This window comes from Limosilactobacillus pontis DSM 8475 (genome assembly GCF_001435345.1).
GTDB lineage: Bacteria > Bacillota > Bacilli > Lactobacillales > Lactobacillaceae > Limosilactobacillus > Limosilactobacillus pontis.
In genome coordinates, this window is sequence record NZ_AZGO01000039.1 from 1 (window position 1) to 15,858 (window position 15,858).

The following is a 15,858-nucleotide window of genomic DNA, read 5'->3' on the forward strand; positions in this document are numbered from 1 at the left end:
GACCCTACACATTTAGTTCGTCAAAAACTTTGTTCAGTTTTCAAAGGTCTACCACGTTGGCAAATAGCCAACAAAATTATTTTATCACCGTCACATTAATAAGTCAAGAATGAATTTCATAACCATTTAGCAACAAGCGACTAAAATAATATATCACGTTGCCAGCGTCTGGTCAACAACTAATTTGTTAACTATAACGGACTGATTACGCAATCCCCGTGACAACGTTAATTACTATACCGTGAATTATTGCCGCCGTCAACTGCTAAATTCTCACTTTCAAACTAGTCGCAGCGCCAGTCTAAACATTTTCTGCCATATCGAAGAAATAGTTCGGTTCATAAGCAAAACCCGGTTATCCTCCGCTGCCCAGGGCAAAAAATAACCGGTTTTCACTAACTATTTATTTTCTTAACTATTTTACCCGCGCCAGGAAGTAGTGCTTCTTACCCTTGCGGACAATCACAAACTTGCCATCAAAGTGGGTGCTTGGGTCGATTTCAGCATCAACATTGTCAACCTTCTCACCGTTAATCCGGATGGCCCCGTTAGACACATCCTGCCGTGCCTGGCGACGGGATGGTTCAATCCCGTTGTCAGTCAGCCAAATGACGATATTCTCCTTCTTGTTCTCAACATCAACAGAAGGCATGTTCTTGAAGCCCTGTTCGATCTCATCAACGGACAAGTCGGCAACGTCACCGGAGAAGAGAGCCTTGCTGATCCGTTCAGCTTCTTCAACCGCGGCTTCACCATGAACGAACTTCGTCACTTCTTCAGCCAGACGGCGTTGAGCCTCCCGCTTCCATGGTTCCTTTTCGACCTTCTCGGCCAGGGCGTCGATCTCGTCCTTGGAGAGGAAGGTGAAGTACTTCAGGTATTTAACCACGTCGCGGTCATCCTGGTTGATCCAGAATTGGTAGAACTCGTACGGAGAAGTCTTCTTTGGATCCAACCAGACGGCCCCACCGGCAGTCTTACCAAACTTGGTCCCGTCAGCCTTCAGCATCAGCGGAATGGTCAAGCCATATACCTTGGTGTCCGGACCCTCTACCTTATGGATCAGGTCGATACCGGCCGTGATGTTCCCCCACTGGTCGGAACCACCGATCTGCAGCTGAACATCGTTGTGCCGGTAGAGGTGCAGGAAGTCAACGGACTGGAGGATCTGGTAGGTAAACTCGGTGAAGGAGATCCCCACTTCCAGCCGGCTAGCAACGACTTCCTTGTTCAGCATCGTGTTGATGTTAAACAGCTTCCCGTAGTCACGTAGGAAGTCCAATAGGCTAATCTTGGAAAGCCAGTCGTAGTTGTTGACAATCGTGAAGTTCTCCGTACCAAAGAGCTTCTTCATCTGGGCGGTCAGTGCTGCCTCGTTGTGGTGGACCTGGTCCATCGTCTGCAACTGCCGTTCAGACTTCCGGCCGGATGGGTCACCAATTGCACCGGTTCCCCCACCAATGATGATTACCGGATGGTGTCCAGCCAGCTGGAATCGTTTGAGGATCATAAACGGAATCAGGTGTCCGATATGCAGACTGTCTCCCGTCGGATCGGTCCCGCAGTAGAGAGCGATCTTGTTATTCTCCGTCAGTTCCTTCAACGCATCGAGGTCGGTGGCTTGGTTGATCGCACCGCGCCACTTCAGGTCATCAATAATGTTCATCTGCTATTCCTCCTAAGTCTTAAGCCGCGGATAAAAAAAGCCCCAACTTCAAAACAGAAGTCAGGGACGATTTAACCGCGTTACCACCTTGAATTGCAGCCAAGTTGGCTACCACTCTTCGCCGATAACGGGGCGATCCGTTCAGGTAAACGGGCTCAGCAAGTGTAATTCGTTGTTCAGCTTCGGCAGGCTTACAATAACCGCCTGCTCTCTGATTGTCCCACTGACAACTACTGGGTCTCGCGTCGATGCCCTTTCATAATTGCCGTTATTGTACTAGTCAGCGGGGCAACGTGTCAAGTTCTCCTAACAAAAAGAAACGGCCAATCGTGGTCGCTTCTTACTTTATACTATTCGTCTTTCTTGGCTTCCCGTTTGGGTTCGTTATCCAGCTTGGCAACCGGTGTTGAATGCTTCTTTGGCTTGGCCGGAGTGTAAATTTCGTGGACGTAAGCCTCACCGGTCAGTTCAGCAACCGGCTTGAAGGTATCCTTGAAGGTGGCATCAATATCAACCGGGTCCGGGGCGTTCTTACTCTTAACAAAGTACAAAGTCCCAGTAGCCAAGATCACCGGCATATAGCAAGCAATCCCGATGATCACTAGGGCGATGCCGACGTAGGTCAAAACGTAGGTTGCAGTGTAGTTACCGTAGAAGGCCAGGCCACCGAAAATCAGCGTCCAGATCAGGACCGGCAGCACTTCACAAACCACGTTGATCAGCAGGTAGTTCCACTTCCGGCTATCCATGAACCGCCGGCTGGCCGTCAGGGCGTGCCGCATTGACTGGCCGAGGAACTGCGGTTGCTTCTCCCGGTAGAGGAAGTATGACTGGGAGTATTCCAGGGACTTCCAAAGGATCACAATGTCATTGATGATCCGGATAACCAGTGGCCAAATGGTGTTCTTAGTCATCCCACCAACCAGACCGCCGACGATATCCAACGGCAGGCTCCACTGGAAAAGGAACAGGCCGATGTAGAGGGCAATTCGCCAAACCTGGTTCTTCCGCAGGTGCTTGTAGTGCATCCAGATTGAACCGGCACTGACCGGTTGTTCAGGATGAGCCAGACGATCCCAGTAGGTGTACTGGATGGCTACCATGAAGAAGTTGAAGAAGAAGGACAGGGCAATCGAAATGGCGGCCGCACCAAGGATCTCCAATAAGCCCATCAAGAGGGCCAGTGGTGAAGCCATCCCGTACATAATCATCATGACGCTCATCATCATGGATGACATTATGCTGGTGGTAAGGAAACTAAGGATGCAAGTCAGGGCAATGAAGATAATGGTAATCCCGCCAACGGGCCACATTGTCTTGAGATAATCAGGCTTTACCAGGGCCTTGAGCTCCGTAATGAAGCTCTTTAATGGTAAACTATGTTGCTTTTTCATCTTAAAAAATCGACTCCATCTACATTTGATTTATTTTCCATCATAACACAATTGTGACGGTCCACAATTCATTCGGTTAGATCTTCGCAATCTTTTCAAAACTTTTAAACAGAAGAAATTCCCGGTCATCAGGACGATGGTCGGGAATTTCAGGCCGCCAGTTGCGGGTTGGGCAAACAGACTGGCAGCAATTATATTAGCAGAAGTCACTATTAATTAGTACTTTTCCTTGCTAAGAACGTTCAACTTGTCATCGAAGTCATAAACAACTGGTTGACCAGTAGCCATTTCCAGGTTCATGATGTCGTCATCAGAGATGTTTTCGATGTACTTGCTCAAAGCACGGAGGGAGTTACCGTGGGCAGCGATGATGACGTTCTTGCCATCCAAGAGCTTTGGTGCAATTTCATCTTGCCACAATGGGATAACCCGTTCCAGGGTAACCTTCAAGTTTTCACCACCAGGAACCGTGCGTGGGTCCAGGTTTGCGTAACGACGATCGTGCAGAGCAGAGCCTTCGTCAGTTGCCTTCAGCAATGGTGGCAGAACATCGTATGAACGACGCCAAATGTGAACTTGTTCGTCTCCGTACTTTTCAGCAGTATCCTTCTTGTTCAGACCTTGCAGAGCGCCGTAGTGACGTTCGTTCAGACGCCAGGTCTTGGTTTCAGGGATCCAGAGTTGGTCACATTCTTCAAGGGCGTAGTGTAACGTCTTGATGGCACGCTTCAGAACAGAAGTGTAAGCGTAGTCGAATTCGATGCCGTGTTCCTTAAGGGCCTTACCAGCTTCCTTAGCTTGTTCAACGCCCTTTTCGCTCAAGTCAACGTCAATCCAACCGGTGAACTTGTTAGCCAGGTTCCATTCACTTTGACCGTGACGAATCAGTACTAATTTAGCCATATTGTTTTTGACCTCTTTCTTCTTAAAATACCATGCAATTGCATTTCTCTACTATTTTAATCCAATCCTGGATAAATGCCAATAGGGAGGCTCGCAAAATGTTGGCTTTTCGTGAAATCCATCACGATGCCATGCTGACCGCCGTCTGTGGAAGCTCACGGATTGTCAACCCACCCAGGAGCATGAAGCCGGTGATCCGGACGGTCGGCGCCGGGCCCGCCACGTGGGTCTGCCGCTTGTCGGTGATCCCGGCGAGCAACTTCAGGGAGTGGTCCTCAACCCGCCAACCAGCCGGCAGGAAGATATCGCCACCGCCCAGAATGTTGATGAAGCTAGCGTCGACCACTACTTTCCCATCCCCTTGGCTGAGGAAAAGCTTGGTGCCCCCAAGCAAGTTCACACTGGTCACCTGCTGGCTGCGGGAATCCAGTTCTCGCTGGGAGCCGCTGAGGATGCTCACGTTGGCACCCCGGCCCAGGGCCAGGTAGGCAACCGCGCTGACTGCTATCAGAATTGCGCCGGTGGCCAGGGCTCGCGACCAGAATGGGGTAAAAAGACTGCTCTTGGCCAGGATATAGAGGACCACCACTGCTAGGACGGTCAGGCCGATCAGGTGGTTATTGTTCTTCTTCATTGTCATCTCCTCGTTTCGTTTTTGGTAGATTAATTATAGCAAAGAACGCGCCTCACCAATAGCAGTTGGGCGCGTTCTTATCACTAATTTAAGCCGGCCTTAGCACCGATGTCGTGCCGGTAGAAACATTCCGGTTCATCTAGGTGGGCCAGGTATTCATAGACTCGGTCGTGAGCGTCCTTTAGGCTGCTATCCTGGGCCAGGACCATCAGAAGACGACCACCGGCCCCGTGCAGGTCGGACATGTCACCGCTGACGTTGGCGTAGTCGATACTGATTCCCGTCTTCTGGGGCAACTGGCCAAGGGACTGGCCGTGTAGCGGATTATTCGGGTAACCCTTGGATGCCAGGACAACGCCTAGGCAGGCGGTGTCCTTGACCTTCACCGCCGGGAGGGGCTGGTCATTGAGGGCGGCGTCGACCAGGTCAAAGAGGTCGGTTGCCAGGCGTGGCAGAATCACCTGAGTCTCCGGATCACCCAGCCGAACATTGTACTCAATCACCTTGGGCCCATCGGCAGTCAGAATCAGGCCGACGTAGAGGATGCCATGGTAATGGTAGTTTCCCGCCACCAGACCGTGGACAGTCGGGACCACCACAGTATCAATCATCGCTTGCCGGTCGGTCGGATCGAGCTGGGGCAGCGGGCTGTAGGCGCCCATCCCCCCGGTATTCGGGCCCCGGTCACCGTCGAGGGCCCGCTTATGGTCCTGAGCCATCGGCAAGATTCGATACTGGTCATCACTGAGCAGGACGAACATCGAATATTCAGGGCCCTGGAGACATTCCTCCAGCACCAAGCGGGATTGTCCCTGGTCAAACATCTCCTTGATGGTTCGAACCGCCGTTATCCGGTCCGGGGCAATCACAACCCCCTTACCCCCGGCCAGACCGTTCTCCTTGATGACCACCGGGAAGCCGAACTGGTCGACGTTGGCAATCGCACTGGTTTGATCCCGGTAGGAGGCATGTTGGGCGGTCGGGACCTCGTAGTTATCCATGAAACTGAGGGCATAGTCCTTCGACCCCTCTAGCTGGGCGGCCCGGGCAGTCGGGCCAAACGCCTGCAGGCCAGCCGCCTGAAAGTCATCGACGATCCCGTCGACCAGGCAATCTTCGGGCCCAACGAAGGTCCAGGCCACCTGATGTTCCTTGGCAAAGCGGATCAGGCCTGCGAAGTCGGTTTCGGCGATGTCCACCGGCTGAACGCCGATCGTGGTCATCCCTACATTACCGGGAGCGCAGTAGACCTGCTTGACCCGGGGACTAGCCTGCAACTTGCGGGCAATCGCAAACTCACGGCCACCCTCACCGACCACCAGTACATTTACTTGTTCTCCCATTACGACACCCCATTTTTAGTGACGGAAGTGACGGATTCCGGTCGTCACCATCGCAATTCCATACCTGTTCGCCATGTCGATTGATTCCTGGTCGCGAATTGAGCCACCGGGCTGGACGATCGCCCTGATGCCGTGCTGGCCGGCATATTCGACACAGTCACCGAACGGGAAGAAAGCATCGGAGGCCATCACGGTCCGGTCATCAATGGCATCCCCAGCGTGCTTGACGGCGATCTTCAGGGAGTCGATCCGGTTCGGTTGCCCCTCGCCGACACCGAGGGTCCGCTCATCGTTGGCGAGGACGATGGCATTCGACTTGGCGTGCTTGACCGCCTTCCAGGCAAACATCAGACTCTTGAGCTGGCTTTCAGTCGGCTGGACTTCGGTAACACAGTGCCAGTCATGATAATCCTCCTTTAGGGTATCCTGTTCCTGCATCAGCATCCCGCCCATGACGGAGACGACCTCGTGCCTGGTTGGCTCGTCCTTGTGGGTAAAGTCGAGGGTGAGTAGGCGGATGTTCTTCTTCTTGGCCAGGACCGCATAGGCGTCATCGTCAAAGCCGGGCGCGATCACGATCTCCAGAAAGATCTTGTGCATCTTGGTGGCGGTGGCCAAGTCGACACGGCGGTTGAGGGCAATTACCCCGCCGAAGATCGAGACGGAATCTGCCGCATAGGCTCGGTCCCAGGCCTCTTTTAGGTTCTGGCCGCGACCGATGCCACACGGGTTCATGTGCTTCATGGCTACCACGGTCGGCTCATCAAACTCACGAATGCAGCGCAGGGCTTCGTCGGCGTCCTTGATGTTGTTGTAGGAGAGCTGCTTACCGTGCAGCTGCTTGGCACTCAGAATGGAGAAACGCTTCGGGATGGCATCCTCATAGAGCCAGGCCTGTTGGTGAGAATTTTCACCGTAACGCATCGTCTCCTTCAGGTTCCAGGTCAAGGTCAGCTGCTCGGGATCCGCCAGGCCAGTCTGCTTGGTCAGGTATTGGGAGATCAGGGTATCGTAGGCCGCGGTGTGGCGGAAGGCCTTGGCCGCCAGTTGCGCCCGGGTGGTCAGGATGGTGTCCCCGCCATCTTCAATCTCACTCAGAACCTGATCATAGTCACCCTTATCGACCACCACGGTAACGTCGTGGTAATTCTTGGCAGCGGACCGCACCATCGACGGACCACCGATATCGATATTTTCGATTGCGTCGGCCAGCTTAACGTCCGGCTGCTCGATTGTCTCCTTGAATGGATAGAGGTTAACACAGACAAGGTCGATGGGGGTAATGTTGAGCTCTTCCAACGTTGCCATGTGCTCAGGCAGGTCACGCCGGGCCAGCAGGCCACCATGGACATAGGGGTTGAGGGTCTTGACCCGGCCGTCGAGAATCTCTGGGAAGTGGGTGACGTCCTCGATGCTGATCGTCTGCACGCCAGCATCGTCGAGGACCTTCTTCGTCCCACCCGTCGAAACAATCTCGTAGTCGTTGGCAACTAGGCCCTTGACGAAGGGCACCAGGTTGGTCTTGTCAGATACACTTACCAATGCACGTTTCATGAATTAATTCTCCTTTTCGTTCAATGCAGTCAACGCTTGTTTCATAGCCAGCGGGTACAGCTGGTGTTCAGTGGCATGGACCCGGGCCTCCAGAGTATCTTCCGTGTCCGTCGTCAGGATTGGCACGTGACACTGGGCAATGATTGGGCCAGAATCCAAGCCGGCATCAATGTAGTGGACCGTCACCCCGGTCTGGGCACGGCGGTCAGCGAAGGCCCGTTCAATCGAGTGCAGACCTGGGTATTCGGGCAACCAGGCCGGGTGAAGGTTGATGATCCGGTGGTCATAGTGATCAAGGATCGTCGGCCCCACCACCCGGAGGTAGCCGGCCAGGGCAACGAAATCGATTCGATACTCTTGAAGGACGGCAAGTAGCCGTTTTTCGTAGGCCACCTTACCACCACAGGACTTGACGGTGAAACTGACGGCCGGGACGCCAAGACGGTGGGCCCGGGCCATCACTGGTGCGTCCGGGTGGTTGCAGAAGAGCAGGGCCAGCTCACCAGGCAGGTCACCGGATTGGAAATGTTTAGCAAGAACCTCAAAATTGGTCCCGTTGCCAGATGCTAGAATTGCGGTTCTCATCTCAAACGCCTCACTTAATGACAATCTTTTCTTCACCAGCCGGCCGGGGATGCAGGTGACCGATCCGGTAGCTGGTCTCACCGGCCGCTACCAGGTGTTGCTGGACGGCGGCTATCTTGTCTGGGGCCACCGCTAGGACAAGCCCGATCCCCATGTTGAAGGTCTGATAACAGTCCTCTAGCGCTAGCTGACCCAGGTCGCGTAGGTAGTCGAATATCGGTCGGGTTGGCCAGGCCTGGTGGTCAATCACGGCCTGTAGCCGGTCGCCAAACAGCCTTGGCACGTTTTCAACCAGACCGCCACCCGTGACGTGACCGATTCCGCGGACGAGACCGGACCGAACCAGGGGCAGGACCTGGCGGACATAGATCCGTGTCGGGGTCAGTAGGGCATCCCCCACCGTCTGACCGTTCAGAGCCGCGGGCCGATCCGTCAACTGGACATTGTGATCCTTAAAGAGGATTTGACGAACCAGGGAGAAACCGTTAGAGTGAAGGCCACTGGACGGCAGACCGATCAGGACGTCACCATCCTTAGGGAGGTCAGCCGTCAGCAACTGGTCCTTCTCAGCGACCCCAGTGACGGCCCCGGCCAGGTCATACTCATCACGGGCATACATGTCGGGCATCTCGGCGGTCTCACCACCGACCAGGGCGACGTGAGCATCCCAGCAACCGGCGGCGACTCCTTGGACAATTGCTGCCATCTTGGCTGGGTCATTGTGGCCGGTGGCAATATAGTCCAAGAAGAAGAGTGGCTCGGCACCCTGGGCGAGAACGTCGTTGACGCACATCGCCACGACGTCGATGCCAATTGTATCGTGTTTTCCCATTTGTTGGGCGATCAGGAGCTTGGTCCCCACCCCATCGGTGCCGGAAACCAACACGGGATGTTTCACGTGTAACTCACCCAGGTCGAACATCCCCCCGAAACTACCGATCCCAGTCATCATCCCGGGCCGGGCGGTGGAGCTGGCGGCGTCTCTGATACGGCGGACCAGCTCATAGCCCGCGTTGACATCGACCCCAGCTTCTTGGTAGCGATTCATTTGATTAACCTCCCTTGCGCGCGACGTTCCTGTTCATTCAGCGACTTCAGGTAACCCGCCTCGTAGTCATAGAGCGGGGTTGGGTATTTCCCGGTAAAGTAGGCCACCGTCAGGCCCCCATCCGGTGCATCTCCGGCGTCCGGCACATTGATCGCCCTGATCAAACTATCGACGCTCAGGAAGTGGAGGGAGTCCGCCCCGATCCGTTGGCGCATCTGCTCAACCGAGTAGCGGGCCGCCATCAGCTCCGAACGGGTCGAGATGTCGATCCCGTAGAAACACGGAAAGCGAAACGGCGGCGACGAGATCAGGAGGTGCACCTCTTTGGCCCCGGCATCACGAAGCATCTTGACGATCTGCTTGGAGGTCGTGCCCCGGACAATCGAGTCATCGACCACCGCCACTCGTTTGCCGCTGACGACCCCACGGACGGCGGAAAGCTTCATGTGGACCCCCTGCTCGCGAAGGATCTGGGTCGGCTGGATAAAAGTCCGGGCAACGTACTGACTCTTGATCAGCCCCATCTCATAGGGGAGTCCGGATTCCTCGGCATAACCGCTGGCCGCGGAGAGTGAGGAGTTCGGTACCCCGATCACCATATCGGCATCAACCGGATGTTCCCGGGCCAAGAGGCGGCCCATCTGCTTGCGGGCATTATGCACCGTTACCCCGTGGATAATCGAGTCCGGCCGGGCGAAATAGATATACTCCATTGAGCAGATCGCCAGCCGGGTCTTGGTGGTGTAGTGGTCGATGTGGAGGCCATCGCGATCAATCACGATCAGCTCCCCCGGTTGGACATCACGGACGAAGCGGGCGTTGACGATATCGAGGGCGCAGGTCTCGCTGGCCACCACATAGGCACCGTTGGCTAGCTGACCAATACAGAGCGGACGAATGCCGTTCGGGTCAAGGGCCGCCACCAGGCGATTCTTCTGGAGGAGGAGGAAGGCAAATCCACCGTGAACCTGGTTGAGGCTCTGCTTGAGGGCGGGAATGAAGCCTTCTCGAATGTGTTTGCGGATCAAGTGGATCAGAATCTCGGTATCCGAGTCCGATTGGAAGACCGCCCCGTCGTCCTCAAGCTGGCGGCGAAGGGTTACCGCGTTGGTCAGGTTGCCGTTGTGGGCCAGGGCGATATCACCATCGTGGAAGTGAAACAAAAATGGCTGGACGTTGGCAATTGAATTGTGGCCACTGGTACCGTAACGAACGTGGCCGATCGCAGCATTCCCGACCAGCCGCTTGAGTTCGGCCTGGTCGGCAAACACCTGGGCGAGCAGCCCCCGGTCACGATGCTGGTAAAGGCTGGCACCATCACTGGACACAATCCCGGCCCCCTCCTGCCCGCGGTGCTGTAGGGTGTGGAGGCCGTAGTAGGTCAGCTGGGCAGCATCCGGGGCGCCAAACACCCCGAAGACCCCACATTCCTCATTTAGTCCTTTGATTTCATTTGGCATGGGATTGCCTCCTCCCAGATCTGTTGCAGCTCACCAACGCTCAAGTTCAAGTCGCTGTCGGCCAGGTGGGCCTCCAGCCAATGGGCGTTGGTAACCGTCCCCACCAGCTGGGCAGCGTCGCCGAGGTCCTGTTCAAAGGCGGGCACGTGGTCCGGCTGGACGGTCACCACAAAGCGACCTGGGGTCTCACTGAACAATTGGGCCCCCGTCAGATTGCGAAGGTCGAGGTTCATCCCCCGGTCGGTCTTGAAGAGGGTCTCGGCCAAGGCCACTCCCAGGCCGCCCTCGCTAAGGTCATGGCAGCTGGCCACATGCCCGTTTTCCATCGCGTGAAGGAGGTGCCGCATGGTGGTGTGAACGCCGTCAAGGTCAAAGGGCCGCACCACCCCGCTGATCTTTCCGGTCAGCATCTTCTGTAGCTCGGATCCAGCATAATCGTCACGGGTCGCACCGACCAGGTAGACCTGGTCACCAGCTTGCTGGACAAAGCTTGGGACCACCCGATCGATATTCTTGACCAGGCCGACCATCCCCACCATTGGCGTCGGGTGGATGGCCTGACCGTTATTTTCGTTATATAGGGAAACGTTCCCGGAGATTACCGGAGTATCAAAGATCCGGCAGGCAGCCGCCATTCCCTTGACCGACTGGTGGAGCTCCCAGAAGATTTCGGGATCGTTCGGATCACCGTAGTTCAGGCAGTCGGTGATCGCCAACGGTTCGGCCCCCGAAGATACGATGTTGGCAGCGGCCTCGACCAAGGCCATCTGACCACCAACTTCAGGATTAAGGTAGACAAAGCGACCGTTACCATCGGTGGTCATCGCCAGGCCCTTGTGTGTACCCCGAACGCGGAGGACACCGGCATCACTGCCGGGGCCGACCACGGTTGAGGTGCGCACCTGGGAGTCATATTGCTGGTAGAAGCTGCTCTTGTCGGCGATGGTCGACTGAGCGAGCAGACAACGAAGCGTGGCGGCCGGATCGTCAATTTTAGGCCGCCAAACGGGTTCCTGTTCGGCAACCGTGATCCGGACTGGCTTGTGCTCCGTGCTTTCTTCCTCCAAAACATCGTCGGTCAGGCTGGAGACAGGAATATCACAGACGACCTGGCCGTCGTGGCGGAGGACGTACTGATGACCCGCCGTGATCCGGCCGATCGTGACGGCGTCGAGGTCGTAAAAGTCAAAAATCTTCCTGACGTCGTCCTCGTGGCCCTTGTTGACACAGAGGAGCATCCGTTCCTGGGACTCGCTGAGCATGATCTCGTAGGCCGACATTCCGGTCTCGCGCTGGGGAACCAGGTCGAGGTCGAGGTCCATCCCGCTCTTCCCTTCCGCGGCCATTTCGGCGCTGGAGGAGACGATTCCGGCGGCCCCCATGTCTTGGATACCGACCAGCCAGTCGGGGTGCTTAGAGATCAGTTCCAGGCAGGCTTCGAGAAGGAGCTTCTCCATGAAGGGATTACCGACCTGGACGGCGGACCGTTGGGTGGCATTTTCATCACTGAAGTCCGCTGAGGCGAAAGTCGCACCGTGGATGCCGTCACGCCCGGTCTTGGCGCCGACGTACATCACCGCGTTACCAACCCCGGCGGCCTTCCCCTGCTGGATATCCTTCTGGTCCATCAGGCCGACGCTCATCGCGTTGCAAAGGACGTTGCCCTGGTAGCAGGGGTCAAAGGTGGTCTCACCGGCAATCGTCGGGATTCCCATGCAGTTGCCGTAGTCGCCGATTCCACGAACCGTCCCGTCGACCTTCATCCGGGTCGTCGAGTCATCGAGTTCACCAAAGTGGAGGGAGTCCAGCGAGGCTACCGGGCGGGCCCCCATGCTAAAGATGTCGCGAAGGATCCCCCCGACCCCGGTTGCTGCCCCCTGGTAGGGCTCAACCGTCGTCGGGTGGTTGTGGCTCTCGGCCTTGAAGACGACCGCCTGGCCATCATCAATGTCGACAACCCCAGCCCCCTCGCCCGGGCCCTGGATGACCCGGTCGTTCTTGTTGGGGAAGAGGCGGAGGACCGGCTTGGACTTCTTGTAGGAGCAGTGTTCACTCCACATCGCGGCGAAGAGGCCGGCCTCCGTGTAGTTTGGGAGCCGACCAAGCAGAGTATCGCTGATGTAGTTGTACTCGTCCTCACTTAGGCTCCAGTCCAGGTATGGCTTCTGTTCTTTGATCTCTTCGGGCGTCATTGCCTGCTTCATTACTTATTCCCCCACTTTCACACTACCGTTGGTCAATAGGGACTTGAACAGTCGCAGGCCATCCGTGTTGCCTAGGATTGCCTCCACTGCCCGTTCCGGATGCGGCATCATTCCCAAAACGTTGCCACGCTGGTTAGTAATTCCAGCAATATTTCGCAAACTACCATTTGGATTCTCCTCTGCATAACGAAAGACGACCTGGTGATTGGCCTCCAGGCGGTCCAAGGTTTTCTGATCGGCGTAGAAACTACCGTCGGCGTGGGCGATCGGCAGGCTGATCCGTTCGTGCGGCCGGTACCGACTCGTGAACAGGGTCTGGTTGTTGACGACCTCGAGTGGGACGGCCTTGCAGACGAAACGCTGGCTGTCGTTGCGCTTCAGGGCCCCCGGCAGCAGCCCGGCCTCCGTCAGGATCTGGAAGCCGTTGCAGGTGCCAAAGACCGGCTTGCCTTCCTCAGCCATCTTGATGATCGCCGGCATGATGTTGGTAAAACGGGCAATCGCCCCGGCCCGCAGGTAGTCACCATAGGAAAAGCCCCCCGGCAGCATCACCGCGTCAAAGCCAACTAGACTGTGTTCATGGTGGGAAACGTAGGCGACGTCCGCACCACAGACTGTGCCCAGGGCCTCGTACAGGTCGACGTCACAGTTGGAACCTGGAAAAACGATTACGGCGATTCTCATTCTGCTTCCTCCAGTACTTGGTAATGATAGGTTTCCATGTTGAAGTTGACCAACAGCTGGTCGGCAATCTCCTTGACGGACTGGTCGACGGCGGCTCCGGTCGCGTCGATGGTGACGTCGAAGAACTTACCGACCTTGACCGCGGTGACCTCATCGTGACCCAGGGTGTGGATGGCATCCTTGATAGTCTCACCTTGAGGGTCAAACACCGATTGTTTATAGGTTACAAAAATCCGAACATTCGTCATGGTTAGTCCTCCTCTGTCAAAACACCCTGCAGGCGATCCAGTACCTCGTCGTAGGTCTGGGTCAGGTCGGCGAGCTTACGTCGGTAGACATCCTTGTCCAGGTGCTGATCGGTCTCGAGGTCCCAGAGCCGGCAATTGTCCGGGGAGAACTCATCGGCCAGGACGATTTGCCCGTCACTGAGACGACCAAACTCGAGCTTGAAGTCGACCAGCCGCATTCCAGCCTTCTCAAAGAGCGGCTTGAGCAGGCCGTTGACCTCCCGGCAGAGGCCCCACATCTTCGCCAGGTCGGCATGACTGGCGATCTCCAGGGCAATGGTGGCCGATTCATTAATGAAGGGGTCATCAAGCTGGTCACTCTTGTAGAAGGTTTCCTCGACCGGTTCGTCCAGGACCTGACCTTCGTCGAGTCCATAACGGCTGGCGAAGTGCCCGGCGATGACGTTGCGGGTGACAAACTCCAGCGGGAACATCTGGCACTTCTTGACTAGGTCCGCGGTTGGAGAAACCTGTTTGATAAAGTGAGTTTGGATCCCGTGATCAATCAGGTAGCGAAAGACCAGGTCGGAGATGGCCTTGGCGGCGGCTCCCTTGCCAGTGAAGTGGTCCTTCTGCTTGCCGTTCAGTGCGGTCGCCTGATCCATGTAGACCACCCGCAGGACGTCAGGGTCGTCAGTCTGCCACATCTGCTTTGCTTTTCCGGTATACAGTAACTTTTCCATTACTCAGTCGACTCCTTTGTGGGTAAAACACGAACTATAATTTAAAAATACAGGTTACTATTCGCCAATTTATGTGGACAGTATAACAAAGTGCCGCTCCCTTTTCAATAGTTTTTCGGAACGAAATTTGATTATTAAGCAATAAAGTTCGTGTTTATTTGGAGAATTAAAAAACCGACGCACGTATTCGTACGCCGGTCGGTCGAATTCGATTTAGTTGTGCCAATAAAGTAGGGAGCAAAATGCCATGACCACCCCGAGGACCAGGAAGGTAAGATTGTCCCACTGGAGCGGCCCGGATCCCGGTAAGTCAGTGAGGATTAGGAACCAGCCCAAGTAAAAATTCACGGTCCGATAGAAGTGACGATTGAACCCCAGCCGGCGTCCCTGTCCGCTGATCAGCCAGTCTGTTGCCTCGGCGCTCAACAGGGCGTGGCCGAAAAAGACCAGGCCGATGATGACAAACAACCCCAAGAGGATGTTGTCGTAAGGATTCCGATTAACCACGATCCCCACCATGGGCACTGCGGTCATCACCAGGCCGAAGTAAAAGTCGGTCGTCTTGTAGAAGTGCTTATTTAGTCTCATCATTATCCCCCCTGATACTCAAGAATATCACCAGGCTGGCAGTTTAGGGCCCGGCAGATCTTGTCCAACGTCTCAAAGCGAATTCCTCGGGCCTTCCCCGTCTTCAGGATGGAGAGGTTGGCCGGGGTGATGCCGATCCGCTGAGCCAGTTCCTTTGAGGTCATCTTACGTTCGCTCAACACGACATCCAGGTTCACCCTAATCACCCGTTACCACCTCCTCAGATAATCTCGTCTGCTTCCTGCTGCAGGGCAACACCCCGTCTGAAAATTAAATAGATCAAAAAGATCACCGTCACGAATCCGAGGCCGTTAGTGAAGTCATCCCCGCTCATGGTCAACAAGCCTAACTTGTCTCGAAGATGGAGCAGGTGGTAGATCACCGTATTGAGACCGCCGAGCACCAGGGCCAGCAGGGTTGACCACAGGATCTGCCAGACCGCCAGCATGTTCTGGCTGACGAAGTACTGGCCGTCATTGATGTTGGACAGCAAGTTTCGGGTCCCCAGCAGGGAAATAACCAGCAGGCCTACTTCCAACACCACGTCAAGAACCTGAACCAGCAGACCAAAACCGCTGCGGTAGTCGAAGAACGCGTGGCCGATCTCGGTGAACGGGGCGGCGATCAGACCCCCGAAGGCACCCACCGCGACAATTGCAATCTCAAGGTCAACCACCGCCTGGATGATCGTCAGTAGCCAGCTAGTCAGTCGCTTTTTCATTGTTCTTCACCCTCCCTCAGTTTCCGCAATTATTATACTACGATAATTAATTATCGTAAAACGATAATTTAGTTACCAAAAAAAAGTGGCTGGGGGAAAAAATT

The 15,858-nt window shown here is 55.5% G+C and carries 16 protein-coding genes; all 16 read right to left on the bottom strand.

Annotated elements, in window-relative coordinates; translation table 11 throughout:
* Positions 1–415: 415 nt before the first annotated feature.
* On the bottom strand, positions 416–1,666 hold the full coding sequence (gene tyrS, locus FD34_RS02715; RefSeq protein ID WP_057806575.1) for a tyrosine--tRNA ligase: 1,251 nt from the start codon (positions 1,664–1,666) through the stop codon (positions 416–418).
* Positions 1,667–2,016: 350 nt separating this feature from the next.
* Positions 2,017–3,060, bottom strand: coding sequence for a hypothetical protein (locus tag FD34_RS02720; protein ID WP_057806576.1), 1,044 nt, complete (start codon positions 3,058–3,060; stop codon positions 2,017–2,019).
* A gap of 216 nt (positions 3,061–3,276) precedes the next feature.
* Positions 3,277–3,963, bottom strand: coding sequence for a 2,3-diphosphoglycerate-dependent phosphoglycerate mutase (locus FD34_RS02725; RefSeq protein WP_057806577.1), 687 nt, complete (start codon positions 3,961–3,963; stop codon positions 3,277–3,279).
* Positions 3,964–4,084: 121 nt separating this feature from the next.
* On the bottom strand, positions 4,085–4,597 hold the full coding sequence (locus tag FD34_RS02730) for a hypothetical protein (RefSeq protein ID WP_057806578.1): 513 nt from the start codon (positions 4,595–4,597) through the stop codon (positions 4,085–4,087).
* Positions 4,598–4,680: 83 nt separating this feature from the next.
* Positions 4,681–5,940: a phosphoribosylamine--glycine ligase gene (purD, locus tag FD34_RS02735; RefSeq protein WP_057806581.1), complete on the bottom strand. Its 1,260-nt coding sequence runs from the start codon at positions 5,938–5,940 to the stop codon at positions 4,681–4,683.
* Positions 5,941–5,955: 15 nt separating this feature from the next.
* Positions 5,956–7,494, bottom strand: coding sequence for a bifunctional phosphoribosylaminoimidazolecarboxamide formyltransferase/IMP cyclohydrolase (purH, locus tag FD34_RS02740; protein ID WP_057806583.1), 1,539 nt, complete (start codon positions 7,492–7,494; stop codon positions 5,956–5,958).
* A gap of 3 nt (positions 7,495–7,497) precedes the next feature.
* The gene (purN, locus tag FD34_RS08750; protein WP_057806584.1) at positions 7,498–8,079 is read right to left on the bottom strand and encodes a phosphoribosylglycinamide formyltransferase; all 582 of its coding nucleotides are present in this window, start codon (positions 8,077–8,079) and stop codon (positions 7,498–7,500) included.
* Positions 8,080–8,089: 10 nt separating this feature from the next.
* Positions 8,090–9,127, bottom strand: coding sequence for a phosphoribosylformylglycinamidine cyclo-ligase (gene purM / locus FD34_RS02750; protein ID WP_057806585.1), 1,038 nt, complete (start codon positions 9,125–9,127; stop codon positions 8,090–8,092).
* Positions 9,124–10,587, bottom strand: coding sequence for an amidophosphoribosyltransferase (gene purF, locus FD34_RS02755; RefSeq protein ID WP_057806586.1), 1,464 nt, complete (start codon positions 10,585–10,587; stop codon positions 9,124–9,126). Before purF ends, purM begins: the two co-directional genes overlap by 4 nt.
* Entirely contained in the window at positions 10,563–12,791 is a 2,229-nt protein-coding gene (gene purL / locus FD34_RS02760; protein ID WP_057806587.1) for a phosphoribosylformylglycinamidine synthase subunit PurL, read from the bottom strand. The genes purF and purL overlap by 25 nt, the downstream gene beginning before the upstream one ends.
* A gap of 3 nt (positions 12,792–12,794) precedes the next feature.
* Positions 12,795–13,475 carry a phosphoribosylformylglycinamidine synthase subunit PurQ gene (purQ, locus tag FD34_RS02765; protein ID WP_057806588.1) on the bottom strand — a complete coding sequence of 227 codons (681 nt, stop codon included), beginning with the start codon at positions 13,473–13,475 and terminating at the stop codon, positions 12,795–12,797.
* Positions 13,472–13,723, bottom strand: coding sequence for a phosphoribosylformylglycinamidine synthase subunit PurS (gene purS / locus FD34_RS02770; RefSeq protein WP_057806589.1), 252 nt, complete (start codon positions 13,721–13,723; stop codon positions 13,472–13,474). The genes purQ and purS overlap by 4 nt, the downstream gene beginning before the upstream one ends.
* A 2-nt stretch (positions 13,724–13,725) precedes the next feature.
* Positions 13,726–14,445: a phosphoribosylaminoimidazolesuccinocarboxamide synthase gene (purC, locus tag FD34_RS02775; protein WP_057806590.1), complete on the bottom strand. Its 720-nt coding sequence runs from the start codon at positions 14,443–14,445 to the stop codon at positions 13,726–13,728.
* A gap of 213 nt (positions 14,446–14,658) precedes the next feature.
* Complete coding sequence (locus tag FD34_RS02780) at positions 14,659–15,033, bottom strand: hypothetical protein (RefSeq protein ID WP_057806591.1); 375 nt, start codon at positions 15,031–15,033, stop codon at positions 14,659–14,661.
* Between the two features lie 2 nt (positions 15,034–15,035).
* Positions 15,036–15,239, bottom strand: a complete 204-nt coding sequence (locus FD34_RS02785; protein ID WP_057806592.1) for a helix-turn-helix domain-containing protein — start codon at positions 15,237–15,239, stop codon at positions 15,036–15,038.
* 14 nt (positions 15,240–15,253) lie between these two features.
* Positions 15,254–15,754, bottom strand: a complete 501-nt coding sequence (locus tag FD34_RS02790; RefSeq protein ID WP_057806593.1) for a DUF2975 domain-containing protein — start codon at positions 15,752–15,754, stop codon at positions 15,254–15,256.
* Between the last annotated feature and the right edge of the window lie 104 nt (positions 15,755–15,858).